Origin of the sequence: Geodermatophilus sp. DSM 45219, assembly GCF_900104025.1 — a bacterium.
Taxonomy (GTDB): Bacteria; Actinomycetota; Actinomycetes; order Mycobacteriales; family Geodermatophilaceae; genus Geodermatophilus.
The window spans coordinates 246390-263630 of record NZ_FNIQ01000001.1 but is presented as its reverse complement, the minus strand read 5'-3'; the positions used below and the strand labels follow the sequence as shown (position 1 = coordinate 263630).

The 17241-nt window shown below is 72.9% G+C and carries 19 protein-coding genes and 1 pseudogene; 10 read left to right on the top strand and 10 right to left on the bottom strand.

The features are described 5' to 3' along the window. Positions 1 to 141: 141 nt before the first annotated feature. The 9 genes from fliG to BLR12_RS01260 form a co-directional block, all read right to left on the bottom strand. On the bottom strand, positions 142 to 1227 hold the full coding sequence (gene fliG / locus BLR12_RS01300) for a flagellar motor switch protein FliG (protein WP_091372428.1): 1086 nt from the start codon (positions 1225 to 1227) through the stop codon (positions 142 to 144). 73 nt (positions 1228 to 1300) lie between these two features. Further along, a complete protein-coding gene (gene fliF / locus BLR12_RS01295) occupies positions 1301 to 2893 on the bottom strand; it encodes a flagellar basal-body MS-ring/collar protein FliF (RefSeq protein ID WP_091372425.1) in 1593 nt (530 codons plus the stop codon). Next, positions 2893 to 3222 carry a flagellar hook-basal body complex protein FliE gene (gene fliE / locus BLR12_RS01290; protein WP_091372422.1) on the bottom strand — a complete coding sequence of 110 codons (330 nt, stop codon included), beginning with the start codon at positions 3220 to 3222 and terminating at the stop codon, positions 2893 to 2895. Before fliE ends, fliF begins: the two co-directional genes overlap by 1 nt. Positions 3223 to 3302: 80 nt before the next feature. Then, positions 3303 to 3707 (bottom strand): flagellar basal body rod protein FlgC, encoded by a 405-nt coding sequence (locus tag BLR12_RS01285; RefSeq protein WP_091372420.1) that lies wholly within the window; start codon positions 3705 to 3707, stop codon positions 3303 to 3305. After that, positions 3707 to 4054: a flagellar basal body rod protein FlgB gene (locus BLR12_RS01280; protein ID WP_091372416.1), complete on the bottom strand. Its 348-nt coding sequence runs from the start codon at positions 4052 to 4054 to the stop codon at positions 3707 to 3709. The genes BLR12_RS01285 and BLR12_RS01280 overlap by 1 nt, the downstream gene beginning before the upstream one ends. A gap of 347 nt (positions 4055 to 4401) precedes the next feature. Continuing rightward, entirely contained in the window at positions 4402 to 4758 is a 357-nt protein-coding gene (locus BLR12_RS01275) for a hypothetical protein (protein ID WP_091372413.1), read from the bottom strand. Continuing rightward, complete coding sequence (gene fliS / locus BLR12_RS01270; RefSeq protein ID WP_091372412.1) at positions 4755 to 5138, bottom strand: flagellar export chaperone FliS; 384 nt, start codon at positions 5136 to 5138, stop codon at positions 4755 to 4757. The genes BLR12_RS01275 and fliS overlap by 4 nt, the downstream gene beginning before the upstream one ends. Before the next feature lie 53 nt (positions 5139 to 5191). Next, positions 5192 to 6577 (bottom strand): flagellar filament capping protein FliD, encoded by a 1386-nt coding sequence (gene fliD / locus BLR12_RS01265; RefSeq protein WP_091372409.1) that lies wholly within the window; start codon positions 6575 to 6577, stop codon positions 5192 to 5194. Positions 6578 to 6689: 112 nt separating this feature from the next. Next, a complete protein-coding gene (locus BLR12_RS01260; RefSeq protein ID WP_091372407.1) occupies positions 6690 to 7508 on the bottom strand; it encodes a flagellin N-terminal helical domain-containing protein in 819 nt (272 codons plus the stop codon). A 364-nt stretch (positions 7509 to 7872) separates the two neighbouring features. Here BLR12_RS01260 and BLR12_RS01255 point away from each other — a divergent pair, with 364 nt between their 5' ends. Genes BLR12_RS01255 through BLR12_RS25470 form a run of 5 tightly spaced genes read left to right on the top strand, consistent with a single transcriptional unit; the run spans position 7873 to position 12407 of the window. Beyond that, positions 7873 to 8952, top strand: a complete 1080-nt coding sequence (locus BLR12_RS01255) for a glycosyltransferase family protein (RefSeq protein WP_091372406.1) — start codon at positions 7873 to 7875, stop codon at positions 8950 to 8952. Next, positions 8949 to 9485 (top strand): sugar 3,4-ketoisomerase, encoded by a 537-nt coding sequence (locus tag BLR12_RS01250; protein ID WP_255363232.1) that lies wholly within the window; start codon positions 8949 to 8951, stop codon positions 9483 to 9485. The genes BLR12_RS01255 and BLR12_RS01250 overlap by 4 nt, the downstream gene beginning before the upstream one ends. A 26-nt stretch (positions 9486 to 9511) precedes the next feature. Beyond that, positions 9512 to 10597 (top strand): DegT/DnrJ/EryC1/StrS family aminotransferase, encoded by a 1086-nt coding sequence (locus BLR12_RS01245; protein WP_304440637.1) that lies wholly within the window; start codon positions 9512 to 9514, stop codon positions 10595 to 10597. Continuing rightward, on the top strand, positions 10594 to 11925 hold the full coding sequence (locus BLR12_RS01240; protein ID WP_176832298.1) for a glycosyltransferase family 2 protein: 1332 nt from the start codon (positions 10594 to 10596) through the stop codon (positions 11923 to 11925). The genes BLR12_RS01245 and BLR12_RS01240 overlap by 4 nt, the downstream gene beginning before the upstream one ends. Further along, complete coding sequence (locus BLR12_RS25470) at positions 11922 to 12407, top strand: acyltransferase (protein WP_091372399.1); 486 nt, start codon at positions 11922 to 11924, stop codon at positions 12405 to 12407. Before BLR12_RS01240 ends, BLR12_RS25470 begins: the two co-directional genes overlap by 4 nt. Before the next feature lie 89 nt (positions 12408 to 12496). Here the strand turns inward: BLR12_RS25470 and BLR12_RS01230 are convergent, their stop codons facing one another. Beyond that, positions 12497 to 13390, bottom strand: coding sequence for a sigma-70 family RNA polymerase sigma factor (locus BLR12_RS01230; protein ID WP_255363231.1), 894 nt, complete (start codon positions 13388 to 13390; stop codon positions 12497 to 12499). 250 nt (positions 13391 to 13640) lie between these two features. On the opposite strand from BLR12_RS01230, the gene BLR12_RS01225 reads away from it, so the two are divergent. The 5 genes and pseudogenes from BLR12_RS01225 to csrA form a co-directional block, all read left to right on the top strand. Beyond that, entirely contained in the window at positions 13641 to 14126 is a 486-nt protein-coding gene (locus tag BLR12_RS01225) for a flagellar protein FlgN (protein WP_176832297.1), read from the top strand. After that, on the top strand, positions 14123 to 15553 hold the full coding sequence (flgK, locus tag BLR12_RS01220; RefSeq protein ID WP_091372390.1) for a flagellar hook-associated protein FlgK: 1431 nt from the start codon (positions 14123 to 14125) through the stop codon (positions 15551 to 15553). Before BLR12_RS01225 ends, flgK begins: the two co-directional genes overlap by 4 nt. A 4-nt stretch (positions 15554 to 15557) precedes the next feature. Beyond that, on the top strand, positions 15558 to 16460 hold the full coding sequence (gene flgL, locus BLR12_RS01215) for a flagellar hook-associated protein FlgL (protein ID WP_091372387.1): 903 nt from the start codon (positions 15558 to 15560) through the stop codon (positions 16458 to 16460). An 11-nt stretch (positions 16461 to 16471) separates the two neighbouring features. Next, positions 16472 to 16861, top strand: coding sequence for a flagellar assembly protein FliW (gene fliW / locus BLR12_RS01210; protein WP_255363230.1), 390 nt, complete (start codon positions 16472 to 16474; stop codon positions 16859 to 16861). Positions 16862 to 16996: 135 nt separating this feature from the next. Then, positions 16997 to 17170 (top strand): annotated as a pseudogene (csrA, locus tag BLR12_RS25610) (carbon storage regulator CsrA); the annotation flags it as partial. Between the last annotated feature and the right edge of the window lie 71 nt (positions 17171 to 17241).

Here is a 17241-nt window from a genome sequence, read left to right as displayed (position 1 = left end):
GGCGACTCCCGTGGTGGGCGGACGTCAGCCGGCGAGTGGCGGGGCGCAGGGGGTCCTCCATCAGGCGACGTCCACTGGCGCGACTCCGCGCGCCGGTCCGCTCCTCGCTCGTTCCTCGCAGCGATGCTCCCGGCGCTGTCGTCACGCGACGAAATCGTCCTCACCGCCCCGCGAGATGGTCAGCACGCCCTGCTCCTCGAGGGTGCGGATGACGCCGACGACCTTGGCCTGCGCCTCCTCGACCGTGCGGGTGCGGACCGGGCCGAGCAGCTCGATCTCCTCGGCGAGGTTCTCCGCGGCACGCTCGGAGAGGTTCCGGACGACCTTGTCGCGGACGTCGGGGCGCACGCCCTTGAGCGCGGTCGCCAGGTCGTTGGCCTCGACCTCGCGCAGCACCAGCTGCAGGGAGCGGTCGTCGATGGTGACGATGTCCTCGAACACGAACATCTGCGCGCGGACCTGGTCGGCCAGCTCCGGGTCGGTGGTGTCCAGCCACTCCAGGATCGAGCGCTCGGTCGGCCGCGGCGAGCGGTTGATGATCTCGACCAGGGTCTCGACGCCGCCGACGGTGCTCATGTCCTGGTGGGCCAGCAGCGAGCCCATCCGGCGGCCCAGCTCCTCCTCGACCAGCCGGACCATCTCCGGGGAGGTGCGGTCCATGGTCGCGATGCGGTGCGCGACGGCGGCCTGCTGCTCGGGAGCGAAGCCGGAGAGCACCTCGGCCGACTGGGCCGCGGTCAGGTGGGCGAGCACCAGGGCGATGACCTGCGGGTGCTCGTCCTTGAGGAAGGTGACCAGCTGGCGGACGTCGGCGTTGCGCAGCGAGGCGAACGGCACCTCGGTGTAGACGACGTTGAGCCGGGACAGGATGCCGTCGGCCTTGTCCTCGCCCAGGCCCGCCGCGAGGATCTCGCGCGCGAACTCCACACCGCCGCGTCCCACGAACCGCTGGGCGGTCATGAGGTGGTGGAACTCCTCGAGGACCCCGTCGACGTCGTCGGGCTCGACCGCCCCGAGCTTCATCAGCTCGCGGGTCAGCAGCTCGACCTCGCGCGGCCGCATCTTGGCCAGCAGCGCGCCGGCCTCCTCCTTGGACAGCTGCGCGATGAACACCGCGGCCTTGCGCAGGCCCGGCATCGCCGCGGGCTGCCGCACGGCCGGGAGGACGGCGGTCTCCTGGGCGGCCGGGGTGATCCCGACCATCTGCTCCACTGACGCAAGGGTCACAGCCCCTCCTCGCTGACGCTCGTCGGAGCCGTGCCCCGGGGTGCTCTGTCTCCCTGTGACCTCGCGAGCTCGGTCACTTCACACCGCTCTCGCTCAGCCAGCCGCGCAGCATGGCGGCGACCTCGTCGGGCTTCTCGTTGACCATGGCGGCGATCTCGCCGCGGACCCGGGCCCGCTCGGCGGCCTCGAGCTCCAGGGCCTCGTTGTCGACGACCGGCACCGCCCGCGTGCTCTCGATGCGGATGCGGTCCAGCTCGGCCATCACGTCGTCGGTGAGCTCCAGGGCCTCGTAGTCCTCCTCCTCGTCGTCCTGCCGGCGCCGGGAGCGCAGCCAGACGACCAGCACGAGCAGGGCGATGCCGAGGGCGATGCCGCCGGTCTTCACCATCGACCACAGCTGGGCCTGCCGCTCGGCCTCCTCGGCCGCCGCGAGCTCCTCGGCGGCCCGGTCGGCGGCGCTGGTGTCGAAGGCCATCGAGGCCACGGTGATGTCGTCGCCGCGGGCGACGTCCAGACCGACGGCGTTGCCGATGAGGTCCTGGATCTGCGCCTGGTTGGCGTTGCCGGCCACGGCCTCGTCCATCACGACCGAGACGGTCAGCCGGTTGACCGCACCGGGTGCGGCCTCGACCGTCTCCACCGTCGTCCCGACGGCGTTGTTCGCGGTCGTGGACTCCTTGTTGTACGTGGAGTCCCCGGTGCCGGCCCCGGCGTCGGCCTGGTTCTCCGGGCCGAGGATGCCGCCGACCGCGGCGCCGTTGCCGGTGTAGTCCTCGGTGGTCGTGCTCTCCGAGATGGGCGGGGTGCCCTCCTCGTAGGTGTGCGTCTCCGAGGTGGTGCTGCGCTGGTCCAGGTCGAGGTCGGCGCGGACCGACACCTGCGCGCGGCCGGGACCGAAGACCCGGTCGAGGATCACCTGGGCGTTGTCGGCCAGCCGGGCCTCGTAGTCCTGCTCCATCTGGGAGCGGGCGTCGCCGGCGGCGCTGGTCACGCCCTGGCCCGGTGCGGAGAGCACCGCGCCGGTGGCGTCGGCGACGGTGACCTGCTCGGGGTCCATCCCCTCGATGCTCGAGGAGACCAGGTTGGTCACCGCCTGCACCTGGCCGCTGTCCAGCGCGGTGCCCGGGGCCAGGTCCAGCAGCACCGAGGCGGTGGGCTCGGCCTCGTCGGAGGCGAACACCTCCTCCTCGGGCAGGGCCAGGTGGACGACGGCGGTGCGCACGCCCTCCAGCGACTGCAGGGTGCGGGCCAGCTCGTCCTGCAGGGCGCGCTGGTAGGTGACCTGCTGCTGGAACTCGCTGGTGGTGATGCCCTGCTCGTCCAGCAGCGCGTACCCGGTGTCGTTGCCGGCGGGCAGCCCCTTGCCGCTCATCGACAGCCGCAGGTCGTAGACCTGCTCGTTCGGCACCATGATCGTGCCGCCGCCGTCGGCGAGCTCGTAGCCGACCCCGGCCGCGTTGAGCTCCTCGACGATCGCCGAGGCGTCGGCCGAGGCCAGGTTGGAGAACAGCGGCGCGTAGGTCGGCGCGGTGATCCACCGGTAGAACACGAAGCCGCCGAGGAGCAACCCGGCAGCGAGCAGGCCGATGACGACCTTCTGGCCGAGGCTGATCGTGGCGAGCCCGGAGCGGATGCGCTCCAGCGGCCCGGCGAGGGCGGCAGGCATCAGACCGGCATCCTCAGGATCTCGTTGAAGGCCTCGACGGCCTTGTTCTTGATGGTCACGGCCATCTCGGTGGCCAGGCGGGCCTCGTTGGACGCGATCATGTAGTCGTGCACGTCGCGCAGGTCGCCGCTGGCGGCCTGGACGGCGAGGCCGTCGGACGTCGACTGCTTGGCCTGCAGCTCCTCCAGCGAGGACACGAGCACCGACGCGAACCCGTTGTCGCCGGCCGCCGGCGTCCGGGCGACGGCGTCCGTGGCGTCCGTGCCGGTGACCCCGGCCAGGCCGGTGACCGCGGACGGGAAGGAGATGCCACCGATCGGCGAGGTCATGCCCCCTCCTCGCTGGCGCTCGTCGGGCGCATGCCCTGGGGTGCTCTGTTCATCCGTGTCCTCGCGAGCTCGGCCACCGATCAGCCCTTCCCGAGTTGCAGTGCGGCCTGGTAGGCGGTGGTGGCGCGCTCGACGACGGCGAGGTTCGCCTGGTAGCCGCGCTGGGCCATGATCAGCTGGGTCATCTGGTCGCCCAGGTCGATGTCCGGGTAGCGCACGTAGCCGTTGGCGTCGGCCAGCGGGTGGTCCGGCTCGTGGACCAGCCGGCCCTCGGCGCTGCCGTACTCGGCGCGGGCCACGCGGACGCCGCCCTCGCCGGAGCCGTAGTCGACCGCCTGCGCCACGATCAGCCGCTCCTGGAACGCGTCCTGGTCGGTCGAGGTGACGTTGTTGATGTTGGCGATGTTGTCCGAGACGGCGTCCAGCCACTTGCGGTGGACCAGCAGCCCGGAGCCCGAGATGCCGAGCGAGTCGAACGTGCTCATCAGTTGGTCCTCAGGGCCGTGCGCATGACGTTGTACTTCCCGTCGAGGGCGTTGAGGGCCAGCTGGTAGCGCAGCCCGGTCTCGGTGGCGATCACGGTCTCCGCGTCGAGGTTGACGTTGTTGCCGTCCATGCGGGTCGGCTCCATCGACCGGCGGACCGTGCCGCCCGCGGCGGTCTGGGTCGAGCCGCTGGCCAGGGCGCCGCGCAGGCCGGTCTCGAAGTCGACGCGGCCGGCGAGGAAGCCGGGGGTCTGCAGGTTCGCGATGTTGTCGGCGGTCACCCGCTGCCGCTGGGCGAGCCCGTTGAGCGCGGAGTGCAGGGCCGTGGAGGTGACGTCCCCGATCACAGGGACGTCCCTCGGGCAGGGCAACGGGACACGATCGGCCTCCGGGGTACGCAAGGAGGCACTCGCGAGCGAGTGCGGGGTCCGCCGATCCGTGGCGAGAGGTGCGCTTTCCGTGCTCTGGGGTCATCGGCACGCGCGCCGGGCCCCCTGACCGGCAACCCCCCACGGGAGTGGCCGGAGTACGCCGGTGGGATGGACGTGTCGACTGTGACTCGCGGTGCGTCACCGGCCGGGGAGGTGCCTCTCGCGCGCGGAAGGCAGCTGGGGACGACGGGCCCGGGAACGCCGCCGCCCCCCGGACGCCGGGGGCGTCACGGGGGGCGGGGGAGGGGCTGCGAGTGGGCCGCTCAGAGGGCCCGGTCGACGTAGGAGGCCTCGGGGCGGGCCGGGCCGTAGGACATCCGGGCGGCGACGTCGCGCTGCCGGCGGGACTGGATGATCCGCTCGACGAGCTCCTCGGCGACGGCGAGCTGGTGCTGCAGCAGGCGGGCGGCGCGCTCGCGGAGGTCCGCGGGCACCGGGCCGAGGGACGACGACGGGGCGACCCAGTCCTCGGCGCGGCGGCCCCAGGCGGCGATCTCGTCGTGCCGGTCGGACCGGAGGGTCGCCTCGGCGGCGAGCACCTCGCCCTCGAGCTCGTCGAGGACGGTGGCCCAGTCGCGGGACGCCTCGCCGCCGGCCGCCGGGGAGCGGCCGGTGGTCATGCGGTGGTGGTGAGCGTGGCGGCGGCCTGCCGCCACGCGTCGCGCAGCGGCTCGGCGATCTGCCGGCAGGCGGACACGCGGTTGCGGTCGCGCTTGACGCCGGCCTGGACCAGCTCGGTGATCATCCAGCTGTAGAGGGAGGCCAGCCGCGGCCCGCCCTCCCACGCCTCGACCCGCAGGCTCTCGCGGAGCTCGAAGACGATGTCCTGCGCGTGCTGGATCTGCGCGGCCGCCTCGGCGCGGTCGCCGGCGTCCAGGGCCAGCTCGGCACGCTCGAGGTCGAGCACCAGCCGGTCGTAGAGCATGACGAGGATCCGCTGCGGGGACGCCGTCGCGACCGAGTCGCCGAGGTAGCGGGAACGGAGAGAGGCGGTGCTCATCAGGCGGTCTCCTGGGGGAAGCGGTGGTACAGAGAGGTTCGGCGGGGCAGGCGTCAGCTTGAGCTGGGCAGCGCGTTGAGCTGACCGGCGAGCCAGGTGGACTGGTTGCGCAGCGAGCTGAGCGCGGTCTCCATGGCGGTGAACTGGCGGGTCAGGGTCTCCTTGCGCGTGGCCAGCCGCAGGTCCCAGTCGGCGATCCGGTCCTTGAAGTCCTCGGCGAGGGCGTCGCGGCCCTTGGCCAGCAGCGTCAGGGTGCCGGTGGTCGAGTCCGCGAACCGCTCCGTCAGCTTCTGCAGGCGCTGGCTCAGGCCGTCGACGGCCGTCACCGGCGGCGCGGCCGTGGGGTCGGCCGGCGCGCCGGCGAGCATCCGCTCGACGAGGTCGGGGTCCGACGCCAGCGCGGCCAGGAAGGTGGTCTCGTCGAACACGACCGTGCCGTCACGGGTCAGCTCGATGCCGATGGCGCCGGGGGAGCCGGCGCCGCTCACGGCGCTGGAGACGTTCTGCAGCAGCTCGCTGGTCAGCGTGCGCAGCTCGAAGTCGCCCTTGAGGACAGCCTTGCTGTCGGTCTCGCTGTTGCTGTGGGTCTTGATGGAGTCGAGCGCGGAGTTGACCGCGTCGACGAGGGTCTTCACCTTGGCGGAGACGCTCTTGGGGTCCTCGGCCACCTCGACGACCGCAGCGGCACCCCGCTCGGTGACCGTGACCGAGACGCCGGTCATCAGCTCGGCGAAGGTGTTGGTCGACGACGTGGCCTTGATGCCGCCGCCGAGGTCGAGGGTGGCGTCGGTCGCGAAGGAGAGCTGCGTGAACTGGGCACCGGCCGCCGTGGCGACCGTGAAGTCGCCGTCCGCACCGGAGGTCGCGCTGCTCAGCTGCAGGTGGTAGCCGTCGCTGCCCTTGACCGCGGTGGCTCGGATGCCGAGGTCCTCCAGGCCGTTGATGTGGGCGACCGTCTGCGCCAGGGTCGCGCCGGCCGGCGGCTCGATGGTCACCGGGGCCTGGCCCTCGCGGCTGATCGTCAGCGGCCAGGGTGACGGGGCGGCGGTGCCGTCCGGGTTCGAGGGGCTGCGGACCGGGGTGGTGGGCGAGGCCCAGGTGCTGGCGCTCAGGTAGCTGGCGGCCGAGGCGAGGGACTCGACGGTGAAGCTGAGCCGGCTGCCGGTGACCGCGGTCGACGTGGCGCTCGCGCTCACCGAGGTGGCGCTGCTCTTCGCCGTCCGGGCGGCAGCGAGGCCGTCGGCGGTGAGCGCTTCTGCGGCGGTGCGCACGGCGTCGACCTTGGAGTTGACCGCCCGGTAGGCGGTCGCCGCGGCCTGCGTGGTGGTCAGCTGCGTCTTGAGCCGGGTCTGCGGCAGGGCCTCGGCCGCGACGAGCTGGGAGACCAGCGAGGTGGTGTCCAGCCCGGAGACCAGGCCGTCGACGCTCAGGCTGACCATGGGGTTCCTCCAGGCGGGTCGGGGAGCGGGGGCGGTACGCCGGTGAGGGGGGAGGCCGGAACCTCCCCCCTCACCGGGTGGTGCTGTGCGGTCAGGCGCTCAGCGCCCCAGGTCAGCCGAGGAGCTGCAGGACGCCCTGCGAGCCCTGGTTGGCCTGGGCCAGCATCGCCGTACCGGCCTGCGACAAGATCTGCGACCTGGTGAAGGACACCATCTCCAGGGCCATGTCGGTGTCGCGGATGCGGCTCTCCGACGCGGCCAGGTTCTCGACGGTGGCGTTCAGGTTGTTGATCTTGTGCTCGAGCCGGTTCTGCACCGCACCCAGCTTGGCGCGCTCGGTGGACACGTCACCGATGGCGTCGCTGATGGACGAGATCGCCGCGGAGGCCGTGGCCGCCGAGGAGATGTTGCCCGAGGCGCCCAGCGCCGAGGCGCTCATGTCGCCGACGGTGACCGCGAGCGTCTCGCCGGCGTTCGAACCGACCTGGAAGGACTTCGACGAGTAGCTGCCGTCGAGCAGCTTGGTGCCGTTGAACGTGGTCTTGCCGGCGATGTCGTCGAGCTCCTTGGCCAGGGCCTGGAACTCCTCGTCGGCCTTGGCCTTGTCCGTGTCGCTCAGGGCACCGTCGTTGGACGCCTGCACCGCGAGGTCACGCATGCGCTGCAGGATCGAGTGCGTCTCGGTGAGAGCGCCCTCAGCGGTCTGGACGACCGAGATGCCGTCCTGCGCGTTGCGGACGGCGACCTTGAGGCCACCGATCTGCGAGCGCAGGCCCTCGGAGATGGCCAGACCGGCCGCGTCGTCGGCGGCACGGTTGATGCGCAGACCGCTGGACAGCTTCTCCAGCGACTTGCTCATCGCGCCATCGGTCACGTTCAGGTTCCGGTAGGCGTTGAACGCGGCGATGTTGTTGTTGACGCGCAGACCCATGGTGTTCCTCCTTGGAATCGGGTCGTTCCTGGTAACCGCTGCATCCGTGCTGCGGCCTTGCAGGTGTCATTACGGCCGCGGGCGAGCTGACCTTGAGGCGAACGGCGAGAAATCTCCGGCGGCGTCTCACCCGACGGGGCGACCCCTGCCGTGGGACGGGGCGGGCGCCTGTGACGTGCGGTGCGCGGGGCGGCGTGTCCGCCACCCAGGGACGACCGGCCGGCACACCGGGCCGGGAAGGTGGGCCCGCGGGGTCGAGCGTCCGGTGGACGCACCCCGGTTCCCCGATCCCTGCCGCGCGGCCACGCCGCGCGGCCCGCGAACCCGCGCCCGGCACCCGGGCGCCGTGAGGACGCCTTCGACCATGAACGTGCTGCTGTGCACCACCGTCTTCCTCGGCTCCCTCTACCACCGCATGTCCGAGCCGGCGCGGGCCGTCGAGGAGGCCGACCTGGGCATCCAGGTCACCGTCCAGCGCGGTCTGAAGACCACGATGGCCCCCGACCCGGAGAACCCCGGGGGGCCGATGGTGGTCCGCGAGGTCGACGCCCAGGGCGCCGACGTCGTCGTCCTCCAGCTGCCGAAGACCAAGGAGATGCTCGACTGCCTGCGGCTGCTGCAGGCCCAGGGCGTCGCTGTGGTCGTCGAGCTCGACGACCACCTCACCGCGCTGCCGCCCGGGCACCAGGGCCACGACGTGCTGATCCGCAGGGGCGTGGGGCGGATCGCCGAGGCATGCGCCCGCGAGGCCGACTTCGTCACCGTGTCCACCCCCAACCTGCTCGAGGAGTACGGCCCCCGTGGGCACGGCGCGGTGGTGCCCAACGCCATCCCGCGGCGGATCGCCGAGCTGCCGCCGGCCTACGAGCGCGAGCCCGACGTCGTGACGGTCGGCTGGACCGGCACGGTGGGCACGCACCCCTACGACCTGCAGGAGATGGGGTCGGGGCTGCAGCAGGCGCTGGACCGGACCCGCGGCCGGAGCCGGTTCGCCATCATGGGCGGGGCGGCCGACGCCAAGCACCGGCTGCGGCTGGCCGAGGAGCCGGAGCACATCCCGTGGGTCGAGGACGTCGACGCCTTCACCGCTGCGGTCGGTGAGCGGTTCGACGTCGGCGTCGCGCCGCTGCGCATCGACTCCTTCAACAACTGCAAGAGCTGGCTGAAGGTCATGGAGTACTCCGCGCGCGGGGTCTTCGCCGTCCGCTCGCCGAGTGCGGAGTACGAGCGGCTCGCCCTCGGCTACCGCGCCAAGCGCCCCCGCGACTGGGCCACGGCGATCTCGCGTGCCGTGGAGGACGCCGGCTGGCGGCGCGAGCAGGCGGCGGCCGCCCGCGAGCAGGTCCTGGCGCAGCACCTGACCGAGCACACGGCCGAGCTGTGGGCCGGCGCCTGGCGTCAGGCGCGGGAGGTCCGCACCCGCGCAGACCGGATCGGGGCATGACCGGACTGCGGCCGGCCCGTCCGGACGGCGCCGGCGTCCGCGCCGCCGAGATGATGCTCACCGGGTCGCCGGGGCATCGCGGGGCCGACATGGACTCGTCCCGGGTCGCCGGGGCGTCCGGCTGTCGGATCGTCGACCTGCCGCGGATCACCGACCCCCGCGGCAACCTGACCTTCATCGAGGGCTCGGGGCACGTGCCCTTCGACATCGCCCGCGTCTACTACCTCTACGACGTGCCCGGCGGTGAGTCCCGGGGTGGCCACGCGCACCGGCAGCTGGAGCAGCTGGTCATCGCCGCGGCCGGCAGCTTCGACGTCCTGGTCGACGACGGCGTGCACACCGAGCGCTTCTTCCTCAACCGCTCCTACTACGGCCTCTACGTGCCACGGATGGTGTGGCGCGAGCTGGCCAACTTCTCGAGCGGGAGCGTCTGCCTGGTGCTGGCGTCGAGGCCGTACGAGGAGGCCGACTACTACCGCGATCACGACGAGTTCGCGGTGGCGGCCGGGCGGGCCCGGGAGGTGGGTTCGTGACCGCGGTGTGCTCGACGGTCCCCTTCTTGGACCTCCCCGCCCTCCACGCCGAGCTGCGGCCCGAACTCTCGGCGGCTCTGCTCGGGGTGCTGGACGGCGAGCGCGTCCTGCTGGGCCCGCGGCTGGCGACCTTCGAGCGGGACTGGGCCGCCGCGGTAGGCGCCCGGAGTGCCGTGGGCGTGGGTAGTGGGCTGGACGCCCTGTCGTTGGGTCTCCGGGCGTTGGGCGTGGCACCGGGCGAGGAGGTCCTCGTCCCCTCGCACACCTTCATCGCCACCTGGCTGGCCGTCATCCAGGTGGGAGCGGTTCCCGTTCCCGTGGACGTCTCCCCGGTGACCGGGCGGTGGGAGGTCGACGCGGTGACGGCAGCCGTCGGCCCGCGCACACGGGCGATCCTGCCGGTCCACCTCTACGGGCACCCCGTGGACCTCGGCCCGCTGATGGCGCTGGCCGCGCGGCACGGCCTGGCCGTGCTGGACGACGCCGCGCAGGCCCACGGCGCCACCCTCCGCGGCCGTCCGGTCGGGGGCCTCGCGCACGCGACGGCGTGGAGCTTCTACCCCGGTAAGAACCTCGGCGCCCTCGGGGACGGGGGCGCGGTGACGACTTCGGACCCGGAGGTGGCCGACCGGGTGCGGTCGTTGCGCAACTACGGGTCGACGGAGAAGTACAGGCACGACGAGGTCGGGTACAACAGCCGGCTCGACGAGCTCCAGGCCGCCGTGCTGTCGGTGAAGCTCTCCCGGCTTGGGGAGTTCAACGACCGCCGGGCGCAGATCGCCCGCCGGTACGAGGAAGCCCTGGCCGGCCTCGACCTGCGGTTGCCCACGATCGCCGATTGGGCCACACCGGTCTGGCACCTCTACGTCGTGCGCACCCCGCACCGCGATGCCCTCCGATCCCATCTCGCAGCCCGCGGGGTCGAGACCGGGATCCACTACCCCGTGCCGCCGCACCGGCAGCCGGCATTCGCGGGCACCCCGCTCGCGGACGCCGCCCTCCCGGTCGCCGACGCACTCGCTCGAGAGGTGCTCAGCTTGCCGATCGGTCCCCACCTGCCCGAATCCGCGCAGGAGCGGGTCGTCGATGCGATCCGGACGTTCCGGCCGTGAACGCGGCGCTGGTCAGCGTCCTGGTCCCCACATACAACGGGGAGCGCTTCCTCGGGGAAACGCTGCGCTCGGCGCTGGCGCAGACGCATCAGGCGATCGAGGTCCTCGTCGGGGACGACTCGTCCACCGACGGCACGGCGGGCCTCCTGCGTGAGCTCGCGGCAACGGACTCCCGGATCCGAGTGCTCCGCCACGCGCCGGCGCGGGGGGCCTGGGGCAACTCGCTGAGCCTGCTGACGGAGGCACGTGGCGAGTACGTCAAGTTCCTCTACCACGACGACCTCCTGGAACCGGACTGCGTCGCAACCCTCGTCGGCGGCCTCGAACACTCCCGCGCGGTGACGCTGGCGTTCTCGCACCGGTCGATCATCGACGAGGAGGGGCACGCCATCGAGGGCGCCAGTCCCCTCCTGCTCACCACCGAGGGCCTGCTCGACGGGCGTCAGCTGGGTGACACTGTTCTCAGCTCGTGCCGGAACATCATCGGCGAGCCGTCCACCTGCTTGTTCCGCCGTTCCGACGTCGATCCGGCCGATCTGGTGGAGCTCGACGGCCGGCCCCTCGTCGCCAACGAGGACGTCGCCCTGTGGCTGCGGCTGCTGAGCAGAGGCAAGGCCTACTACACACCCAGGACGCTGAGCTCCTTCCGCAGGCATGGCCTGCAGCAGACCGCCAACCCCCGGGTTCTCGCGGGCGGGGCCCTCGACTGGCCGCGCATCATCGACTGGGGACGGCGGCAGGGGTTCCTTGCCGCCGCGGACGAGGAGCGGCAGGCCCACGTAGAGGCCCTGGCGATGGCCGCCGGCACCCTCTCCGCGCTGCCGGCCTCCGAGTACACCGGGGAGGTCCTCGAGGCCGCCTTCCTGTCGACCTCCCGGCTGCTGGAACTGCACACGGGCGACGCTGCGCACGGTGGCCGTCCCCTCTCGGAGCGGGCGCACGCTCCCGTCGCCCTGAGCCGCCTCAGCCAGCAGCTCGACGTGTGGTCGCGGCCGCACGCCGTCGCCCTGGCGGCGCCCGCACCGGACCCGATCGAGGTGGCTGCGACGATCGACGCGCTGCGGCAGGTCCGGGCGTCCGGCGCCGCGCCGCACCTGGTGCTGGCCGTGGCCCCGAGGCTGGTCGCGACGGTGGTTCCGCTGGCCGAGGCGGCCCTCGCGGCTGGGCCGGACATCGACGTCGACCTGGTGCCGACCGACGACCCCGCAGCGCTGCTCGAGGACAGCTGGCTCGCTGTCGCCCCCCGGGCCGGGACGTGGCACCGCGGGCGGGTCCCCGTGTGGATCGTGGACCTCGCCGCCGCCCGGACGCAGCCGGTCGCGCGATGACCGGCCACTTCGTCCACGACCGGGGGCTCTGCGAATCCTCCGACGTCGGTCCCGGGACGCGGATCTGGGCGTTCACCCACGTCCTACCGGGCGCGCGGATCGGCGCGGACTGCAACATCTGCGACCACGTCTTCGTGGAGAACGACGTCGTCGTCGGGGACCGGGTCACGGTCAAGTGCGGCGTGCAGCTGTGGGACGGCACCCGGCTCGCCGACGACGTCTTCGTCGGGCCGAACGTCACGTTCACCAACGACCCCTTTCCGCGGAGCCGGATCCACCCACCGTTCTTCCCGTCCACGGTGGTGGAGCGGGGAGCATCAATCGGCGCCAACGCCACGATCCTCCCGGGCCTGACCATCGGGCGGGAAGCGATGATCGGTGCTGGCGCCGTGGTCACCCGTGACGTTCCGCCGCGCGCCGTCGTCATCGGGAACCCGGCGCGGATCGTCGGGTCGGTCGACGGCCGGCCGGCCGGCGGCTGAGCCCGTCACGGTCGGCCGTCCGGACAGCAGAGCGCCCCGGGTCCTCGACGAGGACCCGGGGCGCTCTCGCGTCCAACCGTGTTCCGGGCTCAGGCGCTCCGGCCGGTCGCCGTCACCCACGGGTTGCGGTGCGGGGGGACGGCCGACGTCCGCGGGGAGGGCAGCGGCGGGGCCGCCGCCGGCGGCGCGTTGCGGCCGGCCACGCGGTCGACGTAGGAGCGCTGCTGGTTGCGGGCGCGCACGCCCCCGTCGGCCGGCACCGCCCGGCCCTCCCAGACCTCGCTCATCGCCGCGTGCAGCAGGGTCAGGGCACGGGCGCGCATCTGGGAGACGCGCGACAGCGTGACGCCGAGGTCGGCGGCGATGTCGGTGAGCGACTCGCCCCCGAAGAAGTTGCGCTCCACGACCTCGTCGAGCCGGTCCGGCAGCTGGCGGATCGCCTCCTGCAGGTACCGGGAGCGCTCGCTGCGCAGCAGTGCCCGCTCCGGCGACTCGCCCGTGTCGGGCAGGTCGAGCGAGCCGCCGTCGGGGCCGGTCTCGGCGTCGATGCTCACCATGACCGCGCGGTGGACGTCGACCTGCAGCGTGTCCAGGTCGCTCATGGCCATGCCGAGGCTGGCGGCCAGCTCCTCCCGCGTCGGGGGCCGGCCCAGCTGGATGGCGAGGGCGTCGGCGGCGGCGTCGGTGCGCCGGGCGGCGGCGCGCACCGAGCGGCTGGCCCAGTCGCCGGAGCGCAGCTCGTCGAGCACGGCGCCCTGCAGCCGGGCCAGGGCGTAGGTGGCGAAGGAGGCCCCGGCCGACGGGTCGAACCGCCGCGCCACCTCGACCAGCGCCACCCGCGCGCAGGACAGCAGGTCCTCGCGGCTGACGTGGGCGGGCAGGGAGATGCGCGAGGCCACCGCGTTGACCGCGAACGCGGCGAGCGGCAGGTGCTCGGTCACGAGGGCGTCGACGTCCCGCGGCACGTCCCGCCGGACGGGCACGCCGGCGGTCGCAGCGGAGGGGAGGCGCGCGGCGGTGGCACTGGACCGCAGGGGCGCCTGGGCACGCGATGGGCTCACGTCCCTTCTCTCGGCAGCCTCGGGCCCCGACGGCACCCCCTCCTCGGCACGACCCCGCCCGGACTTGAGCACCTCGGCTCAAGGCCCTCCCGGGGATGCCGAAGCTGCTCTTCGAGAACCCGCAGGCAGCACGGATGCCTGCCCCGGGGAGTAGGGAAGGGCGGTGGGGCGCGTGGACTACCAGCACCTGTCGACGTTGCTGTGGCGTGAGCAGGAGCTGCTGGACCTGCTGCTGTTCAAGGCGGAGGAGAAGCAGTACCTGATCGTCACGGGCAAGAGCCGCTGGCTGTCGCGGATCGCGCACGAGATCGAGGTCGTGCTCGACCAGCTGCGCACCGTCGAGGTGGAGCGCGCGGCGGCCACCGAGGTGCTCGCCGAGCGGCTCGGCGTGGGGGTGAACCCGTCGCTGCGCAAGCTCGCGGAGGCCGCACCGGCCCCGTGGGGCGACCTGTACGCCAAGCACCACGAGACGCTGCTGGTCCTGGTGACCGAGCTGCGCGGCCTGTCCGACGCCAACCGCGAGCTGATCGAGGGTGGGCTGACCGCCATCGGCGACGCGCTGCTGTCGGTCAAGGCCCCCGCGGCCGGCACCTACGGGTCGACCGGGCGCAGCGACGAGCGCGGCCACCGCGCGGTCACCCTGGACGGTGCCCTGTGAGTTCCACCTTCGGCGGTCTGAACACCGCCCGGACGGCGCTGTGGGCGGCGCAGCGCGGGCTCGACGTCACCGGCCAGAACATCGCCAACGTCAACACCGACGGCTACTCGCGCCAGCGGGTCGAGCTGCGTGCCATGGGCGGGACCGCCGTCCCGGCGATCCACTCGGTGAGCAGCCCGGTCGGCAACGGCGTCGACGCCGACCAGGTCATCCGCATCCGCGACGTGTTCCTGGAGCGACGCGGGCAGGTCGAGTCCGCGCGCACCGCGGAGCTGACCGCCGGCAGCGAGGCGCTGGCGCAGGTGGAGGCGGCCTTCCGGGAGCCGGGCGACACCGGCATCCGCAGCATGCTCGACGACGTCTGGACCGGCTTCAGCGCGCTGGCCAACGCGCAGAAGCCGCAGGAGGTCGGCGCGCGGACCCAGGTGCTGCAGCGGCTGGACACGCTCGCGGCCGGCATCCGGACGACCGCGGCCAGCCTGGACGAGCAGTGGCACCAGACCCAGGACACCGTGGTGGCGCTGGCCGCCGAGGTGAACTCGACGTCGGCGTCCATCGCCGACCTCAACACCCAGATCCGCCAGGCCGTGCGGTCCGGACTGCCCAGCAACGAGCTCTCCGACCGCCGCGACCTGCTGGTCATGCAACTGGCCGGGAAGGTGGGCGCGACCACGGTGCCGGCCTCCGACGGCATGGTCGACGTCATCGTCGGCGGCACGACGCTCGTCGCCAGCGGTTCGGTGCTCAACCTGCGGGTGGCCGGCGCCGACTCGCCGGGCGGCGTGGGCGGCGCCCCGCGGCTGGTGACCGACCCGGGCGACACGACCCTGCCGGTCGGCGGCACCGCCGGCGGTCAGCTGGCCGCCCTGTCGACGACGCTGCCGTCCTACCGCCAGTCGCTCGACGCGCTGGCCCGCGACCTGGTGCAGAAGCTGAACGCCGTCCAGGCACAGGGCTGGGACGCCAACGGCGACCCCGGTGCCGCGCAGCTGCTCATGGACGACGGCGCCGGGGACCCCGCCAACGTCGACGCCTCGAACATCAGCCTGCGGATCTCCGACCCGCTGCTGCTCGCCGCGGCCGCCACGGACCCGGCCGACATCGGCGGGCAGGCGTCGGCCGACGGCGCCAACGCCGAGGCGTTCTTCGACCTGAGCCTCGAGGAGGGCGGCGTCGACGCCACCTACCGCGCGCTGATCGTCTCGCTCGGTGTCGAGGCCTCCGTCGCCGCCCGCGACGTGCAGGTCCAGAAGGTGATCTCCACCCAGGTGGACGCTGCCCGCGAGTCCGTGTCCGGCGTCAACCTCGACGAGGAGATGATCACCATGATGTCGTTCCAGCACGCCTACAGCGCGGCCGCCCGGATGGTGACTGCCATCGACGAGGCGCTGACCACCCTCATGCGCACCGGCCTCGTGGGGCGGTGACCTGATGCGCATCACGAACCGCGCCGTCACCCAGACCGCGCTGCTCGGCCTGAACGCCCAGCAATCGGCTGTGATGAAACTGCAGCAGCAGCTGACCTCGGGCAAGCAGATCAGCACGGCGTCGGACTCGCCGACCGGGACCAACAAGGCGCTGCAGCTGCGGCAGGACCAGAGCGCCGTGCAGCAGTACGCCAAGAACATCTCCGACGGGCAGAGCTGGCTCGACGCGACCGACACCGCGCTGACGACCGCGATCAACCAGGTGCAGCGGATCCGCGACCTGACCGTCAAGGCGATGAACACCGGCAGTGCGTCGACCAGCTCGCAGCAGGCCATCAGCGTCGAGGTCGCCGCCCTGCGCGAGAGCCTCATCGGCGTGGCCAACTCCAGCATCAACGGCCGCCCGCTGTTCGGCGGCCCGACCCAGAACGGCACCGCCTACGACCCGGGCACCGGCACCTACGTCGGCGTGCCGGCCAAGCCCGACGGTGAGGTGGTCGGGATGACCCGGCGGGTGTCCGACGCCGACTCGGTCCGCATCGACATCACCGGCCCGGAGGCCTTCGGCGCCTCCCCGGACGACCTGTTCGCGATCGTCGGGAGGATCGCCGCCGACGTGGTGGGGGACACCGGTGCGCTCGCGGGCGACCTGGACGCGCTCGACGGCGCGCTGCAGGACCTGCTCGGTGCCGCGGCATCGGTCGGCGCCCGGTCGGCGCGGATGGAGGCGGCCGGCCAGGTTAACACCGACCTGCAGCTGACCCTGGCCTCGCAGCTGGTCGACGTCGAGGACATCGACCTGGCCAGGACGATCATGGAGCTCAACCAGACCGAGGTCGGGTACAAGGCGGCCCTGCAGGCCACGGCCCAGGTGATCCAGCCGACGCTCCTGGACTTCCTCCGGTGACGCTCTCCGCCGTGGCGACGCTGCCCCTGCTGACGATGACCGAGGCGCTGCCGGGGTTCCCCGACCACCGCGACTACGTCCTGGTCACCGCCGACGGCGACGGGCGGCTGTTCTGGCTGCAGTCGATGGCGCCGGAGGGCCCACGGTTCATCGCGGTCGATCCGGGCACCTACTTCCCGGACTACGCGCCGGTCCTGCCGGCCGCCGTGTGCCTGGACCTGGAGCTCGTCGACCCCGCGGAGGCGCGCCTGTACTGCCTGGTGACCGTGCCGGCCGAGGGCCCGGCCGCGGCCACGGCCAACCTGCGCGCCCCGCTGGTGGTCAACCCGGCCAACTGGCGTTCCGCCCAGGTCGTGCTGCTCGACGGATCTCATCCCATCCGGCGTCCCCTGCGCCGATAACCCAGGAGGCGGACCGCTGGTCCGCCGCCACCGGGCCCGCACGGGCCACCCACTGGGCCATCACCCGCCCACCCACTGGGCCATCACCCGCCCACCCGCCAAGGACGGCCACACCACACCCACGGAGGGGTACACGTGCTCACTCTCACCCGCAGCGTCGGCGAGACCATCCGCATCGGCGACGACATCGAGGTCCACGTCGTCGAGGTCCGCGGCGGCACCGTCCGCCTCGGCTTCAAGGCCCCGCGCGAGGTCACGATCCACCGCGAGGAGGTCTACCGGCAGATCGCCGAGGCCAACCTCCTCGCCGCCCAGGTCACCGCCGACACGCTCGGCGCGCTCGCCTCCTTCGCGCCCACGGCGGCCGAGCAGGCATCGGC

Excerpts from the sequence above, each read along its gene's own strand:
- fliF (WP_091372425.1), bottom strand. The coding sequence starts at position 2,893 with ATGCCTGCCGCCCTCGCCGGGCCGCTGGAGCGCATCCGCTCCGGGCTC.
- fliE (WP_091372422.1), bottom strand. The coding sequence starts at position 3,222 with ATGACCTCGCCGATCGGTGGCATCTCCTTCCCGTCCGCGGTCACCGGC.
- BLR12_RS01285 (WP_091372420.1), bottom strand. The coding sequence starts at position 3,707 with ATGAGCACGTTCGACTCGCTCGGCATCTCGGGCTCCGGGCTGCTGGTC.
- BLR12_RS01275 (WP_091372413.1), bottom strand. The coding sequence starts at position 4,758 with ATGACCACCGGCCGCTCCCCGGCGGCCGGCGGCGAGGCGTCCCGCGAC.
- fliS (WP_091372412.1), bottom strand. The coding sequence starts at position 5,138 with ATGAGCACCGCCTCTCTCCGTTCCCGCTACCTCGGCGACTCGGTCGCG.
- fliD (WP_091372409.1), bottom strand. The coding sequence starts at position 6,577 with ATGGTCAGCCTGAGCGTCGACGGCCTGGTCTCCGGGCTGGACACCACC.
- BLR12_RS01260 (WP_091372407.1), bottom strand. The coding sequence starts at position 7,508 with ATGGGTCTGCGCGTCAACAACAACATCGCCGCGTTCAACGCCTACCGG.
- BLR12_RS01255 (WP_091372406.1), top strand. The coding sequence starts at position 7,873 with ATGAACGTGCTGCTGTGCACCACCGTCTTCCTCGGCTCCCTCTACCAC.
- BLR12_RS01250 (WP_255363232.1), top strand. The coding sequence starts at position 8,949 with ATGACCGGACTGCGGCCGGCCCGTCCGGACGGCGCCGGCGTCCGCGCC.
- BLR12_RS25470 (WP_091372399.1), top strand. The coding sequence starts at position 11,922 with ATGACCGGCCACTTCGTCCACGACCGGGGGCTCTGCGAATCCTCCGAC.
- flgL (WP_091372387.1), top strand. The coding sequence starts at position 15,558 with ATGCGCATCACGAACCGCGCCGTCACCCAGACCGCGCTGCTCGGCCTG.